Source organism: Actinomadura sp. GTD37, assembly GCF_041951365.1.
Taxonomy (GTDB): domain Bacteria; phylum Actinomycetota; class Actinomycetes; order Streptosporangiales; family Streptosporangiaceae; genus Spirillospora.
The window spans coordinates 129,188-145,128 of sequence record NZ_JBGNUS010000009.1 but is presented as its reverse complement, the minus strand read 5'-3'; the positions used below and the strand labels follow the sequence as shown (position 1 = coordinate 145,128).

Genomic DNA, 15,941 nt, shown 5'->3' with positions numbered 1-15,941 from the left:
GTGGCGGCGCACGGGCCGACAGAACGAGGCGACCCATGGCCGATGAGCAGCCTGATCAGGAACTCCACCGCCGGCTCCGGGAGCTCTACCTCGGGGCGGGCTCGCCGTCGTCCACCACCGTGGACCGGACCGCCGGCCGGCTGGAGGACCTCTACCCGCTCGACGGCGGCCGCCGGTCGGTGCCGCACAGCATCAGCCGGTCCACGCTGAGCCAGGTCGTCAACGGCGTCCGGCTGCCCAAGTCGGGGATGCTCACCGCGATCGTGCTGAGCCTGCAGCGGTGCGGCTTCGAGCACGGCAGCCTGGACGACGATCCGGGCCTGGCCTCGCTTCCGGATTGGCATCGCCTGCTCCGCGCGGCGAAGGCCGCACGCGCCGCACGGTCCCCGGCGGCCGGCGGGTCCGTTCAGGCGCCCGCGGCCGGTCCGGAACGCCGGGCCGACCCGGTCCTGCTCGAACCCGGCGAGAGCGCCGAGCTCCGCAGGCACGGCCGGTACGCGGCGGCCCTGGAGAGGCGGTCGGCCACGGGAGACCGGAACGCCGTCTACGAGACCGCGGTGATGCTCGCGTGCGCCGCGGGGTACGGGCACAAGGCCGCCGCCTACCTGATCAACGCCGCGGCGGCCGGTCTGAACGTCGCGGCGAACCTGGTGCCGGTGGACGGCGCGGAGGTCGACCGGCGGTTGGCGGTGGCGCACGCCCACGTCCTCGCCTACGCGGCCGCGAACCGCGGCGACCTGGAGGCGGCGCGCGCCTTCCTGTCCTGTGTCGCCGCGGCCGGTGCGGATCCCGCTTCCCGGTTCTGAGCGCGCGGGGCCAATTGCCGGAAATAGTGATATTTGCCGGAAGTGATGCAATTTCTTGGTGCGGGCGCGGCGTTCCCTGTCGTTCCGTTGCGGCCACTGCCGTTCGCAAAACGGTGCTCCTGGGGTTTTCCTGGTAAACCACCGCGAACTCGGCTAAGTGCACGAAATAGTCAGGGCTGCGACCGAAAAGCCGATGATCGTCAATGTCGACGATCTGCACCAAGGAGAAGGCCGGCAATGTCCCCGATACCTCGCAGCGGCCCGCGCCTCGCCCCGACGGAGCACGAGGCCGGTGACCCGCGATGAGGAGCGTCCTGAGGATGCCGCTCCGCCGCCCCATCGCCCGGCGGCAGCGGGGGGCGCACCCCCTCCTGCACGTGATGCTGGCCATCGACATCGTGCGGTTCACCAGCCGCGACGAGGCGATGCAGATCTACCTGCGCGAGGTCATGTACGGGATCGTCGAGGAGGCGTACGTGACCGCCCGCGTGGGCCGCCGCCGGATCCGCCTGGAGGACCGCGGGGACGGGATCTTCATGGTCGTCGGTCCGCGGACCGGGCTCGACGTCGTGCTCAGCCTGCTCGTCCAGAGCATTCGCGACGAGATCCGTGCGCACAACAGGACCGCGGTGCCCGAGGCCCGGATCCAGTTGCGGATGGCACTGCACGCGGGATTCCTGCACGAGGACGCCCACGGTGTGGCCGGCACCTCGGTCAACAACCTGTTCCGGCTGCTGGAGGCCCCGGTGATGAAGGACCGCCTCGCGTACGCCGGCACCGACTTCGCGCTCGTCATCTCGGAATACGTCTACGAGGCGGCGATCGGATACCACCTGATCGAGGCCGCGGACTTCGAGATGATCAACGTCGAGGTCAAGGAGACGCGCACGAGAGCGTGGCTGTGGATGGCGCCCGCCGAACCGTGGCCGCGGCTCGCCGGACACGCCTGACGCGGATCTCCGCGACGGCGTCCCGCCCGATGACTTTCCGGCACGGGGGCGGTCCACAGAACGTAGGGCCAACACCCACTTTGGAGGCCGGATGTGCGAGCGGATGCGGGCCACCCAGGACGCCGAGTGCGGCGCGCGGCTGCTGGACCGGGCGATCGGCTTCGCGCTGACGGCCGTCCAGGGGATCGCGCCGCACATGCGCGCCCGCCGCACGCCGTGCGCGGCCTGGGATCTCGACATGCTCCTGCTGCATCTCGGCGAGTCCCTGGCGGCGCTGCACGAGGGCATGACCACCGGGCACGTCGCGACGGCCGCGGGCCGGGAGGGGCCGCCGGACGACCCGGTGTCGGCGCTGCGGGTGCGGGCCGTCCGGGTGCTGCGGGCGTCCGCCGCCCTGAAGACGGTCACGGTCGGGAACCGGCGGCTGGCGGGGGAGGCGCTGGCGGGGGCCGGTGCGATCGAGGTCGCCGTCCACGGCTGGGACATCGCCCAGGCGACCGGTGAGCGGCGGCCCGTCCCGCCGCTGCTGGCGGACGACCTGCTGGCGGTCTGCCCGCTGGTCCTCCCGGACCCGCCGCACCGCCCGCTGTTCGCCGACCCCGTCGAGCCGCCGCCGGACGCGGCCCCCGGCGACCGGCTCGTCGCGCTCCTCGGCCGCCGTCCGCTGCGCTGAGCGGACCGCCTCGGAGGATGCGGCGCGGCGGGCCGGTCGGCGAGAATCGGATCGTCCGCCCCCCGTCAGAGGAGTGCCCATGAAGTGGTCGGCGTCCGTGCGCCACATCCGCCCCGAAGATCGCGAGCGGGTCGTCGAGATGGTCGCGGAGGAGCGCTACATTCCGGCCGTCAAGCTGGTCCGGGAGGTCACCGGCCTCGGGCTCAAGGAGGCCAAGGAGTACGTGGACGCGCTGAAGGGCGAGGCCCTCGCCGCGCGGGTGCCGCCGGAGGTGCGGGAGCGGGCGCTGGGGCTGATCGCCGCAGGCGGGACGCGGCCCGCGGCCAAGATGGTGAGGGCGGAGGCGGGCCTCGGGTCGCGCGCCGCCAAGGACTACGTCGACGCGCTCCGCGACGGGCGCGTGGCGAGGCCGGTGGCGGGCGGCGGGACGCTGTCCGACCGGGTCCGGGCGTTCAAGGACGCCGGCGACCACGCGTCCGCCCTCGCGCTGGTGTGCGCGGAGACGGGGATGAGCCGCGAGGAGGCGGCGCGTTTCGTCGACGCGCTGAGATAGATCCGCACGCCCCCTCGCCCCCGACGGCAACCGAATGCCATTCTGGTCTCTGGACGGAACGATCCTTGGAGGGGCCATGGCGATCGCCATCAGCGAGGAGCACCGCGAGCTGGCGCGGACGGCGCGCTCGTTCCTGCGCGACCACGGGGCGCGGGCCGCGAACCGCGCGCTGCTGGACGCCGAGAAGGAGACGCTTCCCGCGTACTGGACCGGGTTCGCCGCGCTCGGGCTGCTCGGCCTGCACCTCCCCGAGGAGCACGGCGGCGGCGGAGCGGGCCTCCCGGAGCTGGTCGTGGTCGCCGAGGAGCTGGGACGCGCCGTCGCGCCCGGCCCCATGCTGCCCACGATGATCGCGTCCGCGGTGATCGCGGCCGCCGGGAGCGACGAGCAGCGGGCGCGCCTGCTGCCCGGCCTCGCCTCCGGGGCGGTCCCGGCGGCCCTCGGCCTGGACGGCTCGCTCAGCCTGCGGGACGGCGCCGCCACCGGCGACGCGGGCGTCGTGCTGGGCGGCGGCCTCGCGGAACTGCTCGTCCTCGCGGCCGGCGACGACATGGTCGTCGTGCGGGCGGACGCCGCTGCGGTCGACGTCCCAGAGAATTTGGACCCGTCCCGCCGCTCCGCGCGGGTCGCCCTGGACGGCGCCGCCGCCGACGTGCTCCCCGGCGCCAGGGCCCTGGCCACCGCCGTCGCCCGCACGCTCGTCTCGGCCGAAGCCGTCGGCGGCGCGCTCGAATGCGTGGCGAACGCCGTCGAGTACGCGAAGGTCCGCGAGCAGTTCGGCCGCCCCATCGCGACGTTCCAGGCGGTCAAGCACCACTGCGCGAACATGCTCGTCGCCGCCGAGCTGAGCACGGCCGCCGTGTGGGACGCCGCGCGCGCCGCGTCCGGGCCCGCCGACCAGTTCGAGCTGGCGGCGGCCGTCGCCGCGGCGCTCGCCCTGCCCGCGTTCACCGCCGACACCGGCCTCAACATCCAGGTGCACGGCGGCATCGGCTTCACCTGGGAGCACGACGCCCACCTGCTGATGCGCCGGGCCGCGACGCTGGAGGCCGTGTTCGACCCGCGCTCCGCCGAACGGGACGTGACCCGCCTGAAGGCCGCCGGCGTCGTCCGCGCGGCGACCCTCGACCTGCCGCCCGAGGCGGAGGCGCGGCGTCCGGAGATCCGCGCGCTGGCCCGCGAGATCGCCGCGCTGCCCGCCGCCGAGCAGCGGCAGAAGCTGATCGACACCGGCTACGTCCAGCCGCACTGGCCGCGGCCCTGGGGCGTGGAGGCGAGCGCCGGGCTCCAGCTCGTCATCGAGGACGAGTTCCGCGCCGCCGGAGTGAAGCGCGCCCAGCTCGGCATCACCGGCTGGGTGATCCTCACCCTCGTCCAGCACGGCACCCAGGACCAGATCGACCGCTGGGTGCGGCCCGCGCTCACCGGCGACGAGGTCTGGTGCCAGCTGTTCAGCGAGCCCGAGGCCGGCTCGGACGCCGCCGCCGTGAAGACCCGCGCCGTGAAGGTCGAGGGCGGCTGGGTCGTCAACGGCCAGAAGGTCTGGACGAGCGGCGCCCAGCACTGCCGCTGGGGGTTCGCGACCGTCCGGACCGACCCGGACGCGGCCAAGCACGCCGGCGTCACCATGGTCGTCCTCGACATGGAGCACCCGGGCGTGGAGGTCCGGCCGCTCCGCCAGATCACCGGCGGCTCCGACTTCAACGAGGTGTTCTTCTCCGACGTCTTCGTCCCCGACGCCGACGTGGTCGGCGAGCCGAACAAGGGCTGGACGGTCGCCCGCGCCACGCTCGGCAACGAGCGCGTCAGCATCGGCGGCGGCGTCGGCGGCCCGCCAGGACCCGACGCCGTCGCGCTCTACCGCGAGCACGGCGACCGCGTCCCCGCGGCCGCCGAGCGCGTCGGCGCCTACCTCGCCGAGGAGCAGGCCCTCCGGCTGCTGAACCTGCGCTCCGCCGAGCGCGCCGTCGCCGGCGGCGAGCCCGGCCCGGAGGGCAACATCACCAAGCTGGTCCTCGCCGAGCACGGCCACGCCACCGCCGACCTCCTCGCCGCGTTCGCCGGGCCCGGCACCGCGTTCAACGAGGGCCTCGGCCAGTTCGCCGGGCTGATGCGGCTCGGCTCCCGCGGCATGTCCATCGCGGGCGGCACGTCCGAGATCACCCGCAACCAGATCGCCGAGCGCATCCTGAAGCTGCCCCGCGACCCGCTGATCAGGTAGCGGCCGGGGACCGGCGGCGGTTCCGCGGGCGCAGCCCCGGCTCGTCGGCGCCGTGCATGATGCCGGCGATGTCGGTGCCGGGCGGGACGACCTCGTCGATAGCGTCCAGCACGGCGGCGTCGAGGCGGACGTCGGCGGCGGCGAGCAGGTCGTCCAGCTGCGCCGCGGTCTTCGGCCCGATGATCGTCGAGGTGACGGCCGGGTGCTCGCCGACGAAGGCGAGCGCCAGGTGCGCCAGGGGCAGCCCGGCCCCCTCGGCGATCTTGGCGAGCCGCTCGACGGCCTCGTACCGGACGGGGGCGCTCGGGTCCACGTCGACGGCCCGCTGCCGCCATGCCGGATGCGCCGGCGACGGCGCGAACCGGGCGCCGGCGGGCGCCTCCGCGCCCCGCCGGTACTTGCCGGTCAGCCAGCCGCCCGCGAGCGGGCTCCACGGGATGACCCCCATCCCGTGCCGCTGCGCGGCGGGCAGCACCGCCCGCTCGATCGACCGCGCGAAGACCGAGTACTGGGGCTGCTCGCAGACGAACCGGACGCCGCCGCGCCGCTCGGCCGCCCACTGCGCCTCCACGATCTGGTCGGCGGGGAAGGACGACGACCCCACGTACAGGACCTTGCCCTGCCCGACCAGGTCGGACAGGGCGTCGAGCGTCTCCTCCAGATCGGTGTCCCAGTCGGGGCGGTGCATCTGGTAGAGGTCGATGCGGTCGGTGCCCAGCCGCCGGAGGCTGTCCTCCACCGCGCGGACGATGTAGCGCCGCGACCCGCCCCGGCTGTTGCGCTCCTCGCCCAGCGGGAAGAAGAACTTCGTCGCGAGGACGATGTCGTCCCGGCGGCCCTTGACGGCCTTGCCGACCGCCTCCTCGCTCTCTCCGGCGGAGTACATGTCGGCGGTGTCGATGAAGTTGATCCCGGCGTCCAGCGCCCGGTGGACCATGCGCTCGCATTCGTCGTGGTCGGGATTGCCGACCGAGCCGAACATCATCGCTCCGAGGCACTGGCTGCTGACCTCGACCCCGGTACGGCCGAGCTTGCGGTACCGCATACTGCGCGCTCCCTCGTTAGGCGAACGCCCAGCACGCTAGAAGGTGGAGCGCGCTCGAGGTCAAGCAGGCGATCGCGGGAAGGCGGCTAGGCGTCGGTGAGCCAGTCGTACCAGGCGCCGAGGCCGTCGCCGCGGGTCGCGGACACGGGGAGGACGTGCAGGCCGGGGCAGAGGCGCTGGGCGGCGTCCCGGCAGGCGTCGACGTCGAAGTCGACGTGCGGCAGCAGGTCGATCTTGTTGAGGAGCAGGACGTCCGCGCCGCGGAACATGTGCGGGTACTTCAGCGGCTTGTCGGCGCCCTCGGTGACCGACATCAGCACGACGCGGGCGCGCTCGCCGAGGTCGAACAGGGCGGGGCAGACGAGGTTGCCGACGTTCTCGATGAAGACGGTCGAGCCGTCCGGGGGCGCGAGGACGGTCAGCGCCTCGGCCACCATCGCGGCGTCGAGGTGGCAGCCGGCGCCCGTGTTGACCTGGACGGTCCGGGCCCCGGCGGCGACGAGGCGGCGCGCGTCGAGCAGCGTCTCCTGGTCGCCCTCGATCACCGAGACCGGACGGTCCCGGCCGAGGTCGGCGACGGTGCGCTCCAGCAGCGTCGTCTTGCCCGAGCCGGGCGAGCTCATCACGTTGAGCGCGAGGACGCCGCGCTCGGTCAGCCAGGCCCGGTTGCGTCCGGCCAGGTCGTCGTTGCGGGCCAGCACCCGCTGCTCCAGCGTCACGGTACGGCCGCGCTCGTGGCCGTGCCCGTGGCCGTGCTCGTGGCCGGGCCCGTGGTCGTGGTCGGGCGGGTCGAGGGTCGTCAGGCGCGTCGTGGAGCCGTCGACCGGCCCCGCGTCGCAGCCGCAGGTCTCACACATCGTCGGCGACCTCCACCGCTTTGATCGTCAGGTCGGCGCCGCCGCTGATCGTCACGTCGGCGCTGCCGCAGGGGCACAGGGCGAGCGGTCCGCGCGCCCGGAACACGCTCCCGCACGTCGCGCAGTCGCCCACCCCTTCGGGTTCGGTGATGTCGAGCCGGGCGCCCGCCACGCAGGTCCCCTCCCCGGCGAGCTCGAAGCAGAATCGCACCGCGTCCGGCATGACTCCGGAAAGTCTCCCTATTTCGAGGTGGACCACGGCCACCCGCGAATCGGGCAATTGTGCGGAAATTGCCGCTATGACGCTCTCCGTGACGGCCAGTTCGTGCACCCTTCCTCCGATCGCTCGCAGCCCCTCTCCCACTGTACGGGCGCTGTTCCGGTGCCCTGATCTCCCCCGCTCAAACGGTGCGTTTACCGAATCCGGAAGCTTGGTTTACGGGTTTTCGGCCGGTGTTTCGGCGCCATCCGCAAGGGCAGGCCGGAAACGATAAATGATCTCTGCCGGCCGGGAGGGAAACCGATGGTGAGCGTCGCCGCGGCGGAGCCGCTGACGGAAGAGATCCACATTCTGTGGACGTCCGAGGGAATGAGCTGCGACGGGGACACGATCTCGGTGACCGCGGCCTCGCTGCCGAGCATCGAGGACGTCGTCCTCGGCGCGATACCGGGCCTGCCGAAGGTCCACCTCCACAACAAGGTGCTCGCCTACGAGAACGGCGACGAGTTCATGGAGGCGTTCCGGCAGGCGGCGCGCGGCGAGCTCGACCCGTTCATCTTCGTCGTCGAGGGGTCGATCCCGAACGAGAACATCAACGGGGACGGCTACTGGACGTCGATGGGCAACGACCCCGAGACCGGCGAGCCGATCACGCTGAACGAGTGGATCGACCGGCTCGCGCCGAAGGCGTGGGCGGTCGTCGCGGCGGGCACCTGCGCGACCTACGGCGGCATCCACGCGATGGCGGGCAACCCGACCGGCTGCATGGGACTCGCCGACTACCTCGGCTGGGACTTCCGCTCCGCCGGCGGCATGCCGATCGTCAACGTGCCGGGCTGCCCCGTCCAGCCGGACAACTTCATGGAGACCCTGCTGTGGGTGCTGTACCAGGCGGTCGGGCAGGCGCCGGTGATCCCGCTGGACGACAAGCTCCGCCCGACGTGGCTGTTCGGCAAGACCGTCCACGAGGGCTGCGACCGCGCCGCTTACTACGAGCAGGCCGACTTCGCCCGCGACTACAACTCGCCGAAATGCCAGGTGAAGGTCGGCTGCTGGGGTCCGGTCGTGAACTGCAACGTCACCAAGCGCGGCTGGATGGACGGCGTCGGAGGCTGCCCCAACGTGGGCGGGATCTGCATCGGCTGCACGATGCCCGGCTTCCCGGACAGGTTCATGCCGTTCATGGACGAGCCGCCCGGCGCGAGCCTGTCCTCGACGCTGCTGAAGTCCTACGGACCGTTCATCCGCACGATGCGGTCGATCACCAACAGGAGCGCCAACAAGGAACCGAAGTGGCGCCACAACCGGGAGAGGCTCACCAGCGGCTACCAGCCCCGCTGGCCGCGCCACTGACCCCGAGCCGTCCCGTCACCGAAAGGCCGCGCCGATGAAGCAGGGCACGCAGGCAAGGAGCGACAGGACCCCCACGCCGGGGGGCCTCGTCGAGGTCGCGTTCGATCCGATCACCCGGATCGTCGGTAACCTCGGCATCTACACGAAGATCGACTTCGCGAACATGCAGGTGGCCGAGTGCAAGAGCACCTCGTCCATCTTCCGCGGCTACAGCGTGTTCATGAAGGGCAAGGACCCGCGCGACGCCCACTTCATCACCAGCCGCATCTGCGGCATCTGCGGCGACAACCATGCGACCTGCTCGATCTACGCGCAGAACATGGCGTACGGGATCAAACCGCCGCCGCTCGCCGAGTGGATCGTCAACCTCGGCGAGGCCGCCGAGTACATGTTCGACCACACGCTGTTCCAGGACAACCTCGTGTTCGTCGACTTCTGCGAGCGGATGGTCGCCGAGACGAACCCCGGCCTGTTGGCGACGGCGAAGACGACGGAGGCGCCGCGCGGCTCGGTCCACGGCTTCCGGACGATCGCCGACATCATGACCGCGTTCAACCCGTTCGAGGGCTCGGTCTACAAGGAGGCCCTGCAGCTGAGCCGCATCACCCGCGAGATGATCTGCCTGATGGAGGGGCGGCACGTCCACCCGTCCACGCTGTATCCGGGCGGTGTCGGGACGGTCGCGACCCCGCAGGTGTTCACCGACTACCTCGTCCGGCTGACGCGCTGCCTCGACTTCGTGAAGCGGTCCGTCGCGATGAACGACGACATCTTCGACTTCTTCCTCGAAGCGCTGCCCGGCTACGACCAGGTGGGCCGCCGCCGGACGCTGCTCGGCTGCTGGGGCGCCTTCCAGAACCCGGATCTCTGCGACTACGACTACCGGCACATGTCCGAGTGGGGCCGCGGCGCCTACGTCACCCCGGGCGTCGTCGTGGACGGGCGGCTCGTCACGACCGACCTGGTCGACATCAACCTCGGCATGCGGATCATGCTGGGCAGCTCGTACTACAACGACTGGGTCAACGAGGAGACGTTCGTCAAGGAGGACCCGCTCGGCAACCCCATCGACCAGCGGCACCCGTGGAACCAGACGACGCTGCCGAACCCGCAGAAGCGCGACCTCGACGGCGGCAACTACAGCTGGGTGATGAGCCCGCGCTGGAAGAACCCCGAGACGGGCGACCATCTCGCGCTCGACACCGGCGGCGGGCCGCTCGCCCGGCTGTGGGCGACGGCGCTGGCCGGCGAGGTGGACACGCCGTACGTCCGGTCCACCGGGCACAGCGTCCAGATCGACCTGCCGAAGACGCCCGGCATGCCGGAGGTCAACCTGGAGTGGGCGCCGCCGAAGTACGCCAACACCATCGAGCGCGACCGGGCCCGCGCGTACTTCATCGCCTACGCGGCCGGGATGGCGCTGTACTTCGCGGAGAAGGCGCTCGACGAGGTCCGGGCCGGGCGGACGAAGGTGTTCACCGACTTCGAGGTCCCGGAGGAGGCGATCGGCTGCGGGTTCCACGAGGCCGTCCGGGGCGTGCTCTCGCACCACCTCGTCATCCGCGACCACAAGATCGCGAACTACCATCCGTACCCGCCGACGCCGTGGAACGCGAGCCCGCGCGACTCCGCGGGCGTGCCCGGCCCGTACGAGGACGCGGTGCAGGGGCAGCCGATCTTCGAGGAGAACGGGCCGGACGACTTCAAGGGCATCGACATCATGCGGACCGTCCGCAGCTTCGACCCGTGCCTGCCGTGCGGCGTGCACATGTACGTCGGCGGCGGCCGGACGATCGAGAAGCGGCACTCGCCGATGTTCGGCACGCAGGGGAATCCCGGGGACCACTGATGAGCTGGGACGACGAGCGCGTCCGCGAGCACGTCCGGCACCTCGAGGGGCTGCTGGAACGGCTCGACCCGGCGGCGGAGCCGGCCGTCCGGGCGCTGGCGGAGCTGTACGGGGAGGCCCTCGGCCGGGTCGTGCGGCTCTCGGCGGACACCGCGGCGCTGACCGGGGACGAGCTGATCCGGCACCTGCTGCTCCTGCACGGCCTGCATCCGGAGACGCCGGAGACACGGGTGCGGCGGGCGCTCGGCGCGCTGGACGGGTTCCTCGGCGAGCACCGCACGTCCGTGGAGTTCGCCGGCATCGAGGACGGGACGCTGCGGCTGACCGCAGCCGCCGCCGGCCGCACCGCGCCGCCCCGTCCGGTCCTGGAGGCGGTCGAGCGGGCCGTCCGGGCCGCGGCGCCCGAGGTGGCGCGCGTCGACATCGCCGCGCCCGCGCCGGAGCCGGTGCTGATCACGCTCGACCAGCTGCGGAGCCGGGTATGACGGCCGGGCTGTCGACCCCGCGGCTGGCGGAGCTGGCCGGCCGGGAGACGCCGCCCGCCCCGTCGGCCGCGCCCGCCGCGCCCGCCGAGCGGTGCGAGTTGTGCGCCGAGCCGCTGCCGGACGTCCACCGGCACCTGCTCGACATGGCGGACGGCGACCCGCTGTGCGCGTGCGCGGCGTGCACCGTCCTGTTCAGCGGCGACGCGGCGGGCGGGCGGCACTACCGGCTCGTCCCGGACGAGCGGCGCGAGCTGGCGGGCTTCCGCCTGGACGGCCCGCTCTGGGCCGGCCTCGGCATCCCGGTCGACCTGGCGTTCTTCTCCGTGGCCGGATCGGGCGAGGTGACGGCCCGCTACCCGAGCCCGGCGGGCGCGCTGCACGCGTCCGTGCACGCCGACAGCTGGCGGCGGCTGACCGAGGCGAACCCCGCGCTGGCGGAGCTGCGCCCGGACGTGGAGGCGCTGGTCGTCCACCGGGCGCGGGGCGCGGCCGAGCACTGGATCCTCCCGGTCGACGACTGCTACCGGCTCACCGCCCTGCTGCGCGAGCACTGGGCGGGCTTCGCCGGCGGCGACGCCGTCTGGAAGCGCATCGACCGGTTCTTCGAGGAGCTGAAGGGGGAGAAATGATCAAGATAGGCAGACCGGACGTGAAGCCGGACAAGCCGTCGCACACGCGGGGCGTCCGCGAGGGCAACAACACGGGGAACTACGAGAAGCAGCCGGGCCACCGGCCGGACGGCGGCTCGACCCAGCGCCGCTCCACCGGCATCAACGCGTCGGACCGCGAGCCGATTCTCGACTCCATGCCGAACCTGTCCCCAGCATGAGCGAAGCGAACCGGGGGGAGCGGGGGGTCGTCCCCCCGCATGGGACAGGTATGAGCGAAGCGAACCGGGGGGAGCGGGGGGTCGTCCCCCCGCATGGGACAGGTATGAGCGAAGCGAACCGGGGGGAGCGGGGGGTCGTCCCCCCGCCTAAGGCAGGTATGAGCGAAGCGAACCGGCGGGTGCCGGAGCTCGGGCTCGATCTGCTGGGGGTCGAGGCGGAGGCGTTCGCGGCGACGCCGACGCTGAACCTGCGGATCGGGCTGCGGCGGCTGGACGGCGGGCCGGTGCAGTGCGTCCTGCTCACCACGACGGTGACGATCGCGGCGGCGCGCCGGGCCTACGACGAGGCCGAACGCGACCGGCTCACGGGCGTGTTCGGCACGCCGGACATGTGGGACAGGTCGCTGCACGGGCTGACGTGGGCGCGCGTCGGCGCGACCGTGCCGACGTTCCGCGGCGGGACGGAGGTGACGCTGTCCCTGCCGTGCGGGCACGACATGCAGGTCGCGGCCGACCGCTACCTGCACGCGCTCGGCGGCGGCGACGTCCCGCTCGACCTCACCTTCAACGGCACGGTCTTCTACCCCGGCGAGGACGGGCGGCTGCGCACCGGGCAGATCCCGTGGCACCACGAGGCGGCCGGCGTGCTGCCCGTCCAGGTGTGGCGGGACCTGATGGACCGCTACTACGGCGCCGCGCGCTGGCTCCGCCTGGACGACGCGTGCTTCGGCCGGCTGGCCGCGTACCGGGCGCGCCGGGCGCACTCCTCGTTCGACGACACGGTCGACGAGCTGCTGCGCCGCGCCGAGGCGGTACGTGAGGGGGAGCAAGAGTGGACCATGTGAGGGCGGTCGCCGACGCGGTCCTCTACGAGGGCTACCTGCTGTGGCCCTACCGGAGGTCGGCGCTGAAGAACCGCCGGCGGTGGACGATCGGCGGCGTCTACCCGCGCGCTCACGCCGAGGCGAACCACGATCGCTGGACGGTGCGCGCCGAGTTCGTCCTGGAGGCGGAGCCCGCGGCGCACATCGAGGTCGCGCTGCGCTTCCTGCACGCGGTGCACCGCCAGGTCATGGACGGCGACATCCCGGTGGACGAACTCCGCCGGGGCGACGAGACGTTCACGACGTGGCAGGAGGCCCGCGAACGCGAAGTGACCGGTGGCCGCATGTCCGTGAAGCGGGTGCTGGGCAGGCCCGTCCGGATCCCGGTGGCGGTACCGCCGGGCGCCGAGGACGAGGAGATCGGCGAGGGGGCCCGGTTCGTCCGGTCGTGGGAGCGGGTGGCCGGGTGGGTCGACGTGTCCGCCGAACCGGTGGGGGACGGGGCCGTCCGGGTCCGGGTCGAGGTCGTCAACAGCGGCGACGCCGGGAACGAGGGCGACGCCGGGAACGAGGGCGACGGTGTACGGGCCGGGATGCTGTCCGCGCACGTCGTGTGCCGTACCGGCGGCGGCGGGGCGTTCGTCTCGTCCGCCGATCCGCCGGAGCGGCTGGCGGGCGCCGTCGCGGAGTGCCGGAGCGACGGGCTCTGGCCGGTGCTCGCCGGGGATCCGGGGAGCACCGGCACGGTCCTCGCGGCGCCGATCGTCCTCTACGACTGGCCGCGGGTCGCGCCGGAGAGCCCCGGCGACCTGTTCGACGGGACGGAGATCGACCGGCTGCTGATCCTCAGCGTGCTCAGCCTCACCGAGGAGGAGCGGCGGGAGATGGCGGCGACCGACCCGAAGGCGCGGCAGATCCTGGAGCGGTGCGGCGCGCTCTCGCCCGGCGAGCTGCTCGCGCTGCACGGCACCCTGCGCGACCCGAGGAAGGACGTGTGGTGAACGGGAAGGCGCTCGTCGGCGGGCGGGAGGTGACCGCGGGGAGCCGGGTCAGGCTCCGGCCCCACGGCGGCGCGGACATCTTCGACCTCGCGCTGATCGGCCGCACCGCCACCGTCGAACGCGTCGAAGAGGACATGGAGGGCGGGCTCCACCTGGTCGTCGCGGTCGACGACGATCCCGGCCGGGACCTCGGCTCCCGCAACCAGCTCGGCCACCGGTTCTTCGTCGGGCTGGACGAGGTGGAGCCGCTGCCGCAGGACGGGCCGTCCCGCAAGGTCCTCGTCGCCGGGATCGGGAACGTGTTCCACGGCGACGACGGGTTCGGGGTGGAGGTCGTCCGGCGGCTGGCGGAGCGGCGGATCCCGGACGGCGTGGACGTCACCGACTTCGGCATCCGGGGCATCGACCTCATGTACGCGCTCGGGGACGGCTACCGGACGGTGGTCCTGGTCGACGCGGCGGCCCGCGGCGAGGCGCCCGGCACGGTGTCGCTCGTCGAGCCGGACCCGGACTCCGGCGACTTCACCGGCGCCGTGATCGACGCGCACGGGCTCGACCCGGCGCAGGTGCTGCGGCTGGCCGCCGACAACGGCCCGGTCCCGCCGCGGGTCCTGCTGGTGGCGTGCGAGCCGTCGTCGCAGCCGGTCGACGCCACCTGGGAGATGGAGCTCAGCGCCCCGGTCGGCGCGGCGGTCGGGGAGGCCGTCCGGCTGATCGAGGGGCTGCTCGCGAAGGAACTCGCCTAGCTGAACGCAGAGTCATCTGAACACGGACAAAGGGAGTTGTGGGATGAGGAAGGGAATCCATATCGGTCCGGGCGTCGTCCGGCTGATGGTGGCGCTGTTCGCGCTCGCCGTGATCGCCATGGCCGTCAAGGAGGCGCCGGCGATGCGCAGGTACGTCAAGTCCGAGTCCATGTGACGGCGCCGCTGACACGGGATCGGACACAGGCCATGGCGACGACGATCGACCGGCAGCTCGTCGGCTATCTGAAGGACGCGCACGCGCTGCAGGAGCATGTCGAGGCCGCGCTGAGCGAACTGCTGACCACGGTGGCGGAGGAGGACCCGGACATCTGCCGCCGGCTCGGCCGCTACGCGGAGCGGACGCGGGCGCACACGAGGGAGATCGAGGCGCGGCTGCGGGCGCACGGCTCGGCCCCGTCCATCATCCGGGACGCGGGGCAGCTGTTCGCGGCCGTGCTGGAGGCCGGGCTGGGGCGCAGCCGCCGCGACCCGGCCGGACGGCACCTGCGGGACGCCTACGTGGCCGCCCACCTGCAGATCGCGTCCGCCGAGATGCTGCGGCGCGTCGCCGACCGCGCCGGGGACGCGGAGACCGCGCGGGTCGCGACGTCGGTGTGCGACGACGCGCACGCGATGTCGGAGGAGCTGTCCGACCGGTGGGACCTCGCGGTGGAGATGTCGCTGCGGCAGCACGGCGTGCGGGACGTCCCGCCGCCGGGGGGCGACCGGTGAGCGGCACGGCGGCCGAGGTGTTCCGGCGGCGCGCCGAGCCGGGCGCGGCGCTCGCGGGCGACGCCGGCGTGATCGCCGCCGCGTGCCACGCGATGGCGCGGCGCTTCCACCGCGGCGGGCGGCTGTTCACGTTCGGCGCCGGCGCCGCCGCGACGGACGCGCAGCATGTCGCGGTCGAGTTCGTCCACCCGGTGATCGTGGGGAAGCGGGCGCTGCCCGCGCTGTCGCTCACCGGCGACGTCGCGACCCTCACCGGGGTCTGCGCGGGCGCGGGGTTCGACGACGTCTTCGCGCACCAGGTCCGCTGCTTCGGCGGCCCGGACGACATCGCGTTCGGGATCTCGCCGGACGGGCGGTGCGGCGGCGTCCGGCGCGGCCTGGAGACCGCCCGCGGCCTGGGGATGCTCACGGTCGCGCTGGCGGGCGGCGACGGCGGGGCGCTCACCGGCGCGGTCGACCACCTGGTCACCGTGCGGTCCGGCGATCCGCGCGTCGTCAAGGAAGTGCACGTCACGGCGTACCACCTGCTCTGGGAGCTGGTCCACGTGTTCCTGGAGCAGCCGGACGTGCTCGGCCGGGAGGTGGTCGTGTGACGGAGTGCGCAGGCGGCCACTGCACGACCTGTTCGGACGAGGCCGTCCCCGTCGTCGTCCTGCGGCTGCTCGACGGCGGCTTCGCCGACGCCGACGCCGGGGACGGGCGGGTCGAGCGGATCAGCGTGGCACTGGTGGACGCGGCCGAGGGCGACACCGTCCTCGTCCACGCCAAGGAGGCGATCGGGGTCGTGACGTGACCGA

Annotated in this window: 20 protein-coding genes; 17 read left to right on the top strand and 3 right to left on the bottom strand. The window is 73.1% G+C overall.

The window, feature by feature from the left end; all coding sequences use genetic code 11:
- Positions 1–35 precede the first annotated feature (35 nt).
- The 5 genes from ACA511_RS34325 (at position 36) to ACA511_RS34305 (ending at position 5,203) form a co-directional block, all read left to right on the top strand.
- Positions 36–806, top strand: a complete 771-nt coding sequence (locus tag ACA511_RS34325) for a hypothetical protein (RefSeq protein ID WP_375028862.1) — start codon at positions 36–38, stop codon at positions 804–806.
- A 302-nt stretch (positions 807–1,108) separates the two neighbouring features.
- Positions 1,109–1,756, top strand: a complete 648-nt coding sequence (locus ACA511_RS34320) for a hypothetical protein (protein ID WP_375028861.1) — start codon at positions 1,109–1,111, stop codon at positions 1,754–1,756.
- 91 nt (positions 1,757–1,847) lie between these two features.
- On the top strand, positions 1,848–2,429 hold the full coding sequence (locus ACA511_RS34315; protein ID WP_375028860.1) for a TIGR03086 family metal-binding protein: 582 nt from the start codon (positions 1,848–1,850) through the stop codon (positions 2,427–2,429).
- A 79-nt stretch (positions 2,430–2,508) separates the two neighbouring features.
- Positions 2,509–2,982, top strand: coding sequence for a ribosomal protein L7/L12 (locus tag ACA511_RS34310; protein WP_375028859.1), 474 nt, complete (start codon positions 2,509–2,511; stop codon positions 2,980–2,982).
- Between the two features lie 76 nt (positions 2,983–3,058).
- Positions 3,059–5,203, top strand: a complete 2,145-nt coding sequence (locus ACA511_RS34305) for an acyl-CoA dehydrogenase (RefSeq protein ID WP_375028858.1) — start codon at positions 3,059–3,061, stop codon at positions 5,201–5,203.
- Here the strand turns inward: ACA511_RS34305 and ACA511_RS34300 are convergent.
- The 3 genes from ACA511_RS34300 to ACA511_RS34290 all read right to left on the bottom strand — a co-directional run bounded on the left by ACA511_RS34300 (position 5,196) and on the right by ACA511_RS34290 (position 7,436).
- A complete protein-coding gene (locus ACA511_RS34300; protein ID WP_375028857.1) occupies positions 5,196–6,248 on the bottom strand; it encodes an aldo/keto reductase in 1,053 nt (350 codons plus the stop codon). The genes ACA511_RS34305 and ACA511_RS34300 overlap by 8 nt on opposite strands.
- Positions 6,249–6,334: 86 nt before the next feature.
- Positions 6,335–7,105: a hydrogenase nickel incorporation protein HypB gene (gene hypB / locus ACA511_RS34295; RefSeq protein WP_375028856.1), complete on the bottom strand. Its 771-nt coding sequence runs from the start codon at positions 7,103–7,105 to the stop codon at positions 6,335–6,337.
- On the bottom strand, positions 7,098–7,436 hold the full coding sequence (locus ACA511_RS34290) for a hydrogenase maturation nickel metallochaperone HypA (protein ID WP_375028855.1): 339 nt from the start codon (positions 7,434–7,436) through the stop codon (positions 7,098–7,100). The genes hypB and ACA511_RS34290 overlap by 8 nt, the downstream gene beginning before the upstream one ends.
- A 192-nt stretch (positions 7,437–7,628) precedes the next feature.
- Here ACA511_RS34290 and ACA511_RS34285 point away from each other — a divergent pair, with 192 nt between their 5' ends.
- The 12 genes from ACA511_RS34285 to ACA511_RS34230 all read left to right on the top strand — a co-directional run bounded on the left by ACA511_RS34285 (position 7,629) and on the right by ACA511_RS34230 (position 15,937).
- Entirely contained in the window at positions 7,629–8,678 is a 1,050-nt protein-coding gene (locus ACA511_RS34285) for a hydrogenase expression protein HypE (protein WP_375028854.1), read from the top strand.
- Positions 8,679–8,712: 34 nt separating this feature from the next.
- Positions 8,713–10,527: a nickel-dependent hydrogenase large subunit gene (locus ACA511_RS34280; RefSeq protein WP_375028853.1), complete on the top strand. Its 1,815-nt coding sequence runs from the start codon at positions 8,713–8,715 to the stop codon at positions 10,525–10,527.
- On the top strand, positions 10,527–11,012 hold the full coding sequence (locus ACA511_RS34275) for a hypothetical protein (RefSeq protein WP_375028852.1): 486 nt from the start codon (positions 10,527–10,529) through the stop codon (positions 11,010–11,012). Before ACA511_RS34280 ends, ACA511_RS34275 begins: the two co-directional genes overlap by 1 nt.
- On the top strand, positions 11,009–11,641 hold the full coding sequence (locus ACA511_RS34270; protein ID WP_375028851.1) for a DUF5947 family protein: 633 nt from the start codon (positions 11,009–11,011) through the stop codon (positions 11,639–11,641). The genes ACA511_RS34275 and ACA511_RS34270 overlap by 4 nt, the downstream gene beginning before the upstream one ends.
- Positions 11,638–11,841, top strand: a complete 204-nt coding sequence (locus ACA511_RS34265) for a hypothetical protein (RefSeq protein WP_375028850.1) — start codon at positions 11,638–11,640, stop codon at positions 11,839–11,841. Before ACA511_RS34270 ends, ACA511_RS34265 begins: the two co-directional genes overlap by 4 nt.
- Before the next feature lie 158 nt (positions 11,842–11,999).
- Positions 12,000–12,686 carry a DUF6084 family protein gene (locus ACA511_RS34260; protein ID WP_375028849.1) on the top strand — a complete coding sequence of 229 codons (687 nt, stop codon included), beginning with the start codon at positions 12,000–12,002 and terminating at the stop codon, positions 12,684–12,686.
- Positions 12,674–13,666, top strand: a complete 993-nt coding sequence (locus tag ACA511_RS34255; RefSeq protein ID WP_375028848.1) for a hypothetical protein — start codon at positions 12,674–12,676, stop codon at positions 13,664–13,666. The genes ACA511_RS34260 and ACA511_RS34255 overlap by 13 nt, the downstream gene beginning before the upstream one ends.
- A complete protein-coding gene (locus tag ACA511_RS34250) occupies positions 13,663–14,412 on the top strand; it encodes a hydrogenase maturation protease (RefSeq protein WP_375028847.1) in 750 nt (249 codons plus the stop codon). The genes ACA511_RS34255 and ACA511_RS34250 overlap by 4 nt, the downstream gene beginning before the upstream one ends.
- Before the next feature lie 43 nt (positions 14,413–14,455).
- Positions 14,456–14,587 carry a hypothetical protein gene (locus tag ACA511_RS34245; protein ID WP_375028846.1) on the top strand — a complete coding sequence of 44 codons (132 nt, stop codon included), beginning with the start codon at positions 14,456–14,458 and terminating at the stop codon, positions 14,585–14,587.
- 32 nt (positions 14,588–14,619) lie between these two features.
- Positions 14,620–15,144, top strand: a complete 525-nt coding sequence (locus ACA511_RS34240) for a DUF892 family protein (RefSeq protein WP_375028845.1) — start codon at positions 14,620–14,622, stop codon at positions 15,142–15,144.
- Positions 15,141–15,737, top strand: coding sequence for an SIS domain-containing protein (locus ACA511_RS34235; protein WP_375028844.1), 597 nt, complete (start codon positions 15,141–15,143; stop codon positions 15,735–15,737). The genes ACA511_RS34240 and ACA511_RS34235 overlap by 4 nt, the downstream gene beginning before the upstream one ends.
- Positions 15,734–15,937 carry a HypC/HybG/HupF family hydrogenase formation chaperone gene (locus ACA511_RS34230; RefSeq protein WP_375028843.1) on the top strand — a complete coding sequence of 68 codons (204 nt, stop codon included), beginning with the start codon at positions 15,734–15,736 and terminating at the stop codon, positions 15,935–15,937. Before ACA511_RS34235 ends, ACA511_RS34230 begins: the two co-directional genes overlap by 4 nt.
- Positions 15,938–15,941: the final 4 nt, after the last annotated feature.

Excerpts from the sequence above, each read along its gene's own strand:
- ACA511_RS34305 (WP_375028858.1), top strand. The coding sequence starts at position 3,059 with ATGGCGATCGCCATCAGCGAGGAGCACCGCGAGCTGGCGCGGACGGCG.
- ACA511_RS34315 (WP_375028860.1), top strand. The coding sequence starts at position 1,848 with ATGTGCGAGCGGATGCGGGCCACCCAGGACGCCGAGTGCGGCGCGCGG.
- ACA511_RS34270 (WP_375028851.1), top strand. The coding sequence starts at position 11,009 with ATGACGGCCGGGCTGTCGACCCCGCGGCTGGCGGAGCTGGCCGGCCGG.
- ACA511_RS34280 (WP_375028853.1), top strand. The coding sequence starts at position 8,713 with ATGAAGCAGGGCACGCAGGCAAGGAGCGACAGGACCCCCACGCCGGGG.
- ACA511_RS34240 (WP_375028845.1), top strand. The coding sequence starts at position 14,620 with ATGGCGACGACGATCGACCGGCAGCTCGTCGGCTATCTGAAGGACGCG.
- ACA511_RS34265 (WP_375028850.1), top strand. The coding sequence starts at position 11,638 with ATGATCAAGATAGGCAGACCGGACGTGAAGCCGGACAAGCCGTCGCAC.
- ACA511_RS34325 (WP_375028862.1), top strand. The coding sequence starts at position 36 with ATGGCCGATGAGCAGCCTGATCAGGAACTCCACCGCCGGCTCCGGGAG.
- ACA511_RS34260 (WP_375028849.1), top strand. The coding sequence starts at position 12,000 with ATGAGCGAAGCGAACCGGCGGGTGCCGGAGCTCGGGCTCGATCTGCTG.
- ACA511_RS34245 (WP_375028846.1), top strand. The coding sequence starts at position 14,456 with ATGAGGAAGGGAATCCATATCGGTCCGGGCGTCGTCCGGCTGATGGTG.
- ACA511_RS34285 (WP_375028854.1), top strand. The coding sequence starts at position 7,629 with ATGGTGAGCGTCGCCGCGGCGGAGCCGCTGACGGAAGAGATCCACATT.
- hypB (WP_375028856.1), bottom strand. The coding sequence starts at position 7,105 with ATGTGTGAGACCTGCGGCTGCGACGCGGGGCCGGTCGACGGCTCCACG.
- ACA511_RS34300 (WP_375028857.1), bottom strand. The coding sequence starts at position 6,248 with ATGCGGTACCGCAAGCTCGGCCGTACCGGGGTCGAGGTCAGCAGCCAG.
- ACA511_RS34320 (WP_375028861.1), top strand. The coding sequence starts at position 1,109 with ATGAGGAGCGTCCTGAGGATGCCGCTCCGCCGCCCCATCGCCCGGCGG.
- ACA511_RS34275 (WP_375028852.1), top strand. The coding sequence starts at position 10,527 with ATGAGCTGGGACGACGAGCGCGTCCGCGAGCACGTCCGGCACCTCGAG.
- ACA511_RS34310 (WP_375028859.1), top strand. The coding sequence starts at position 2,509 with ATGAAGTGGTCGGCGTCCGTGCGCCACATCCGCCCCGAAGATCGCGAG.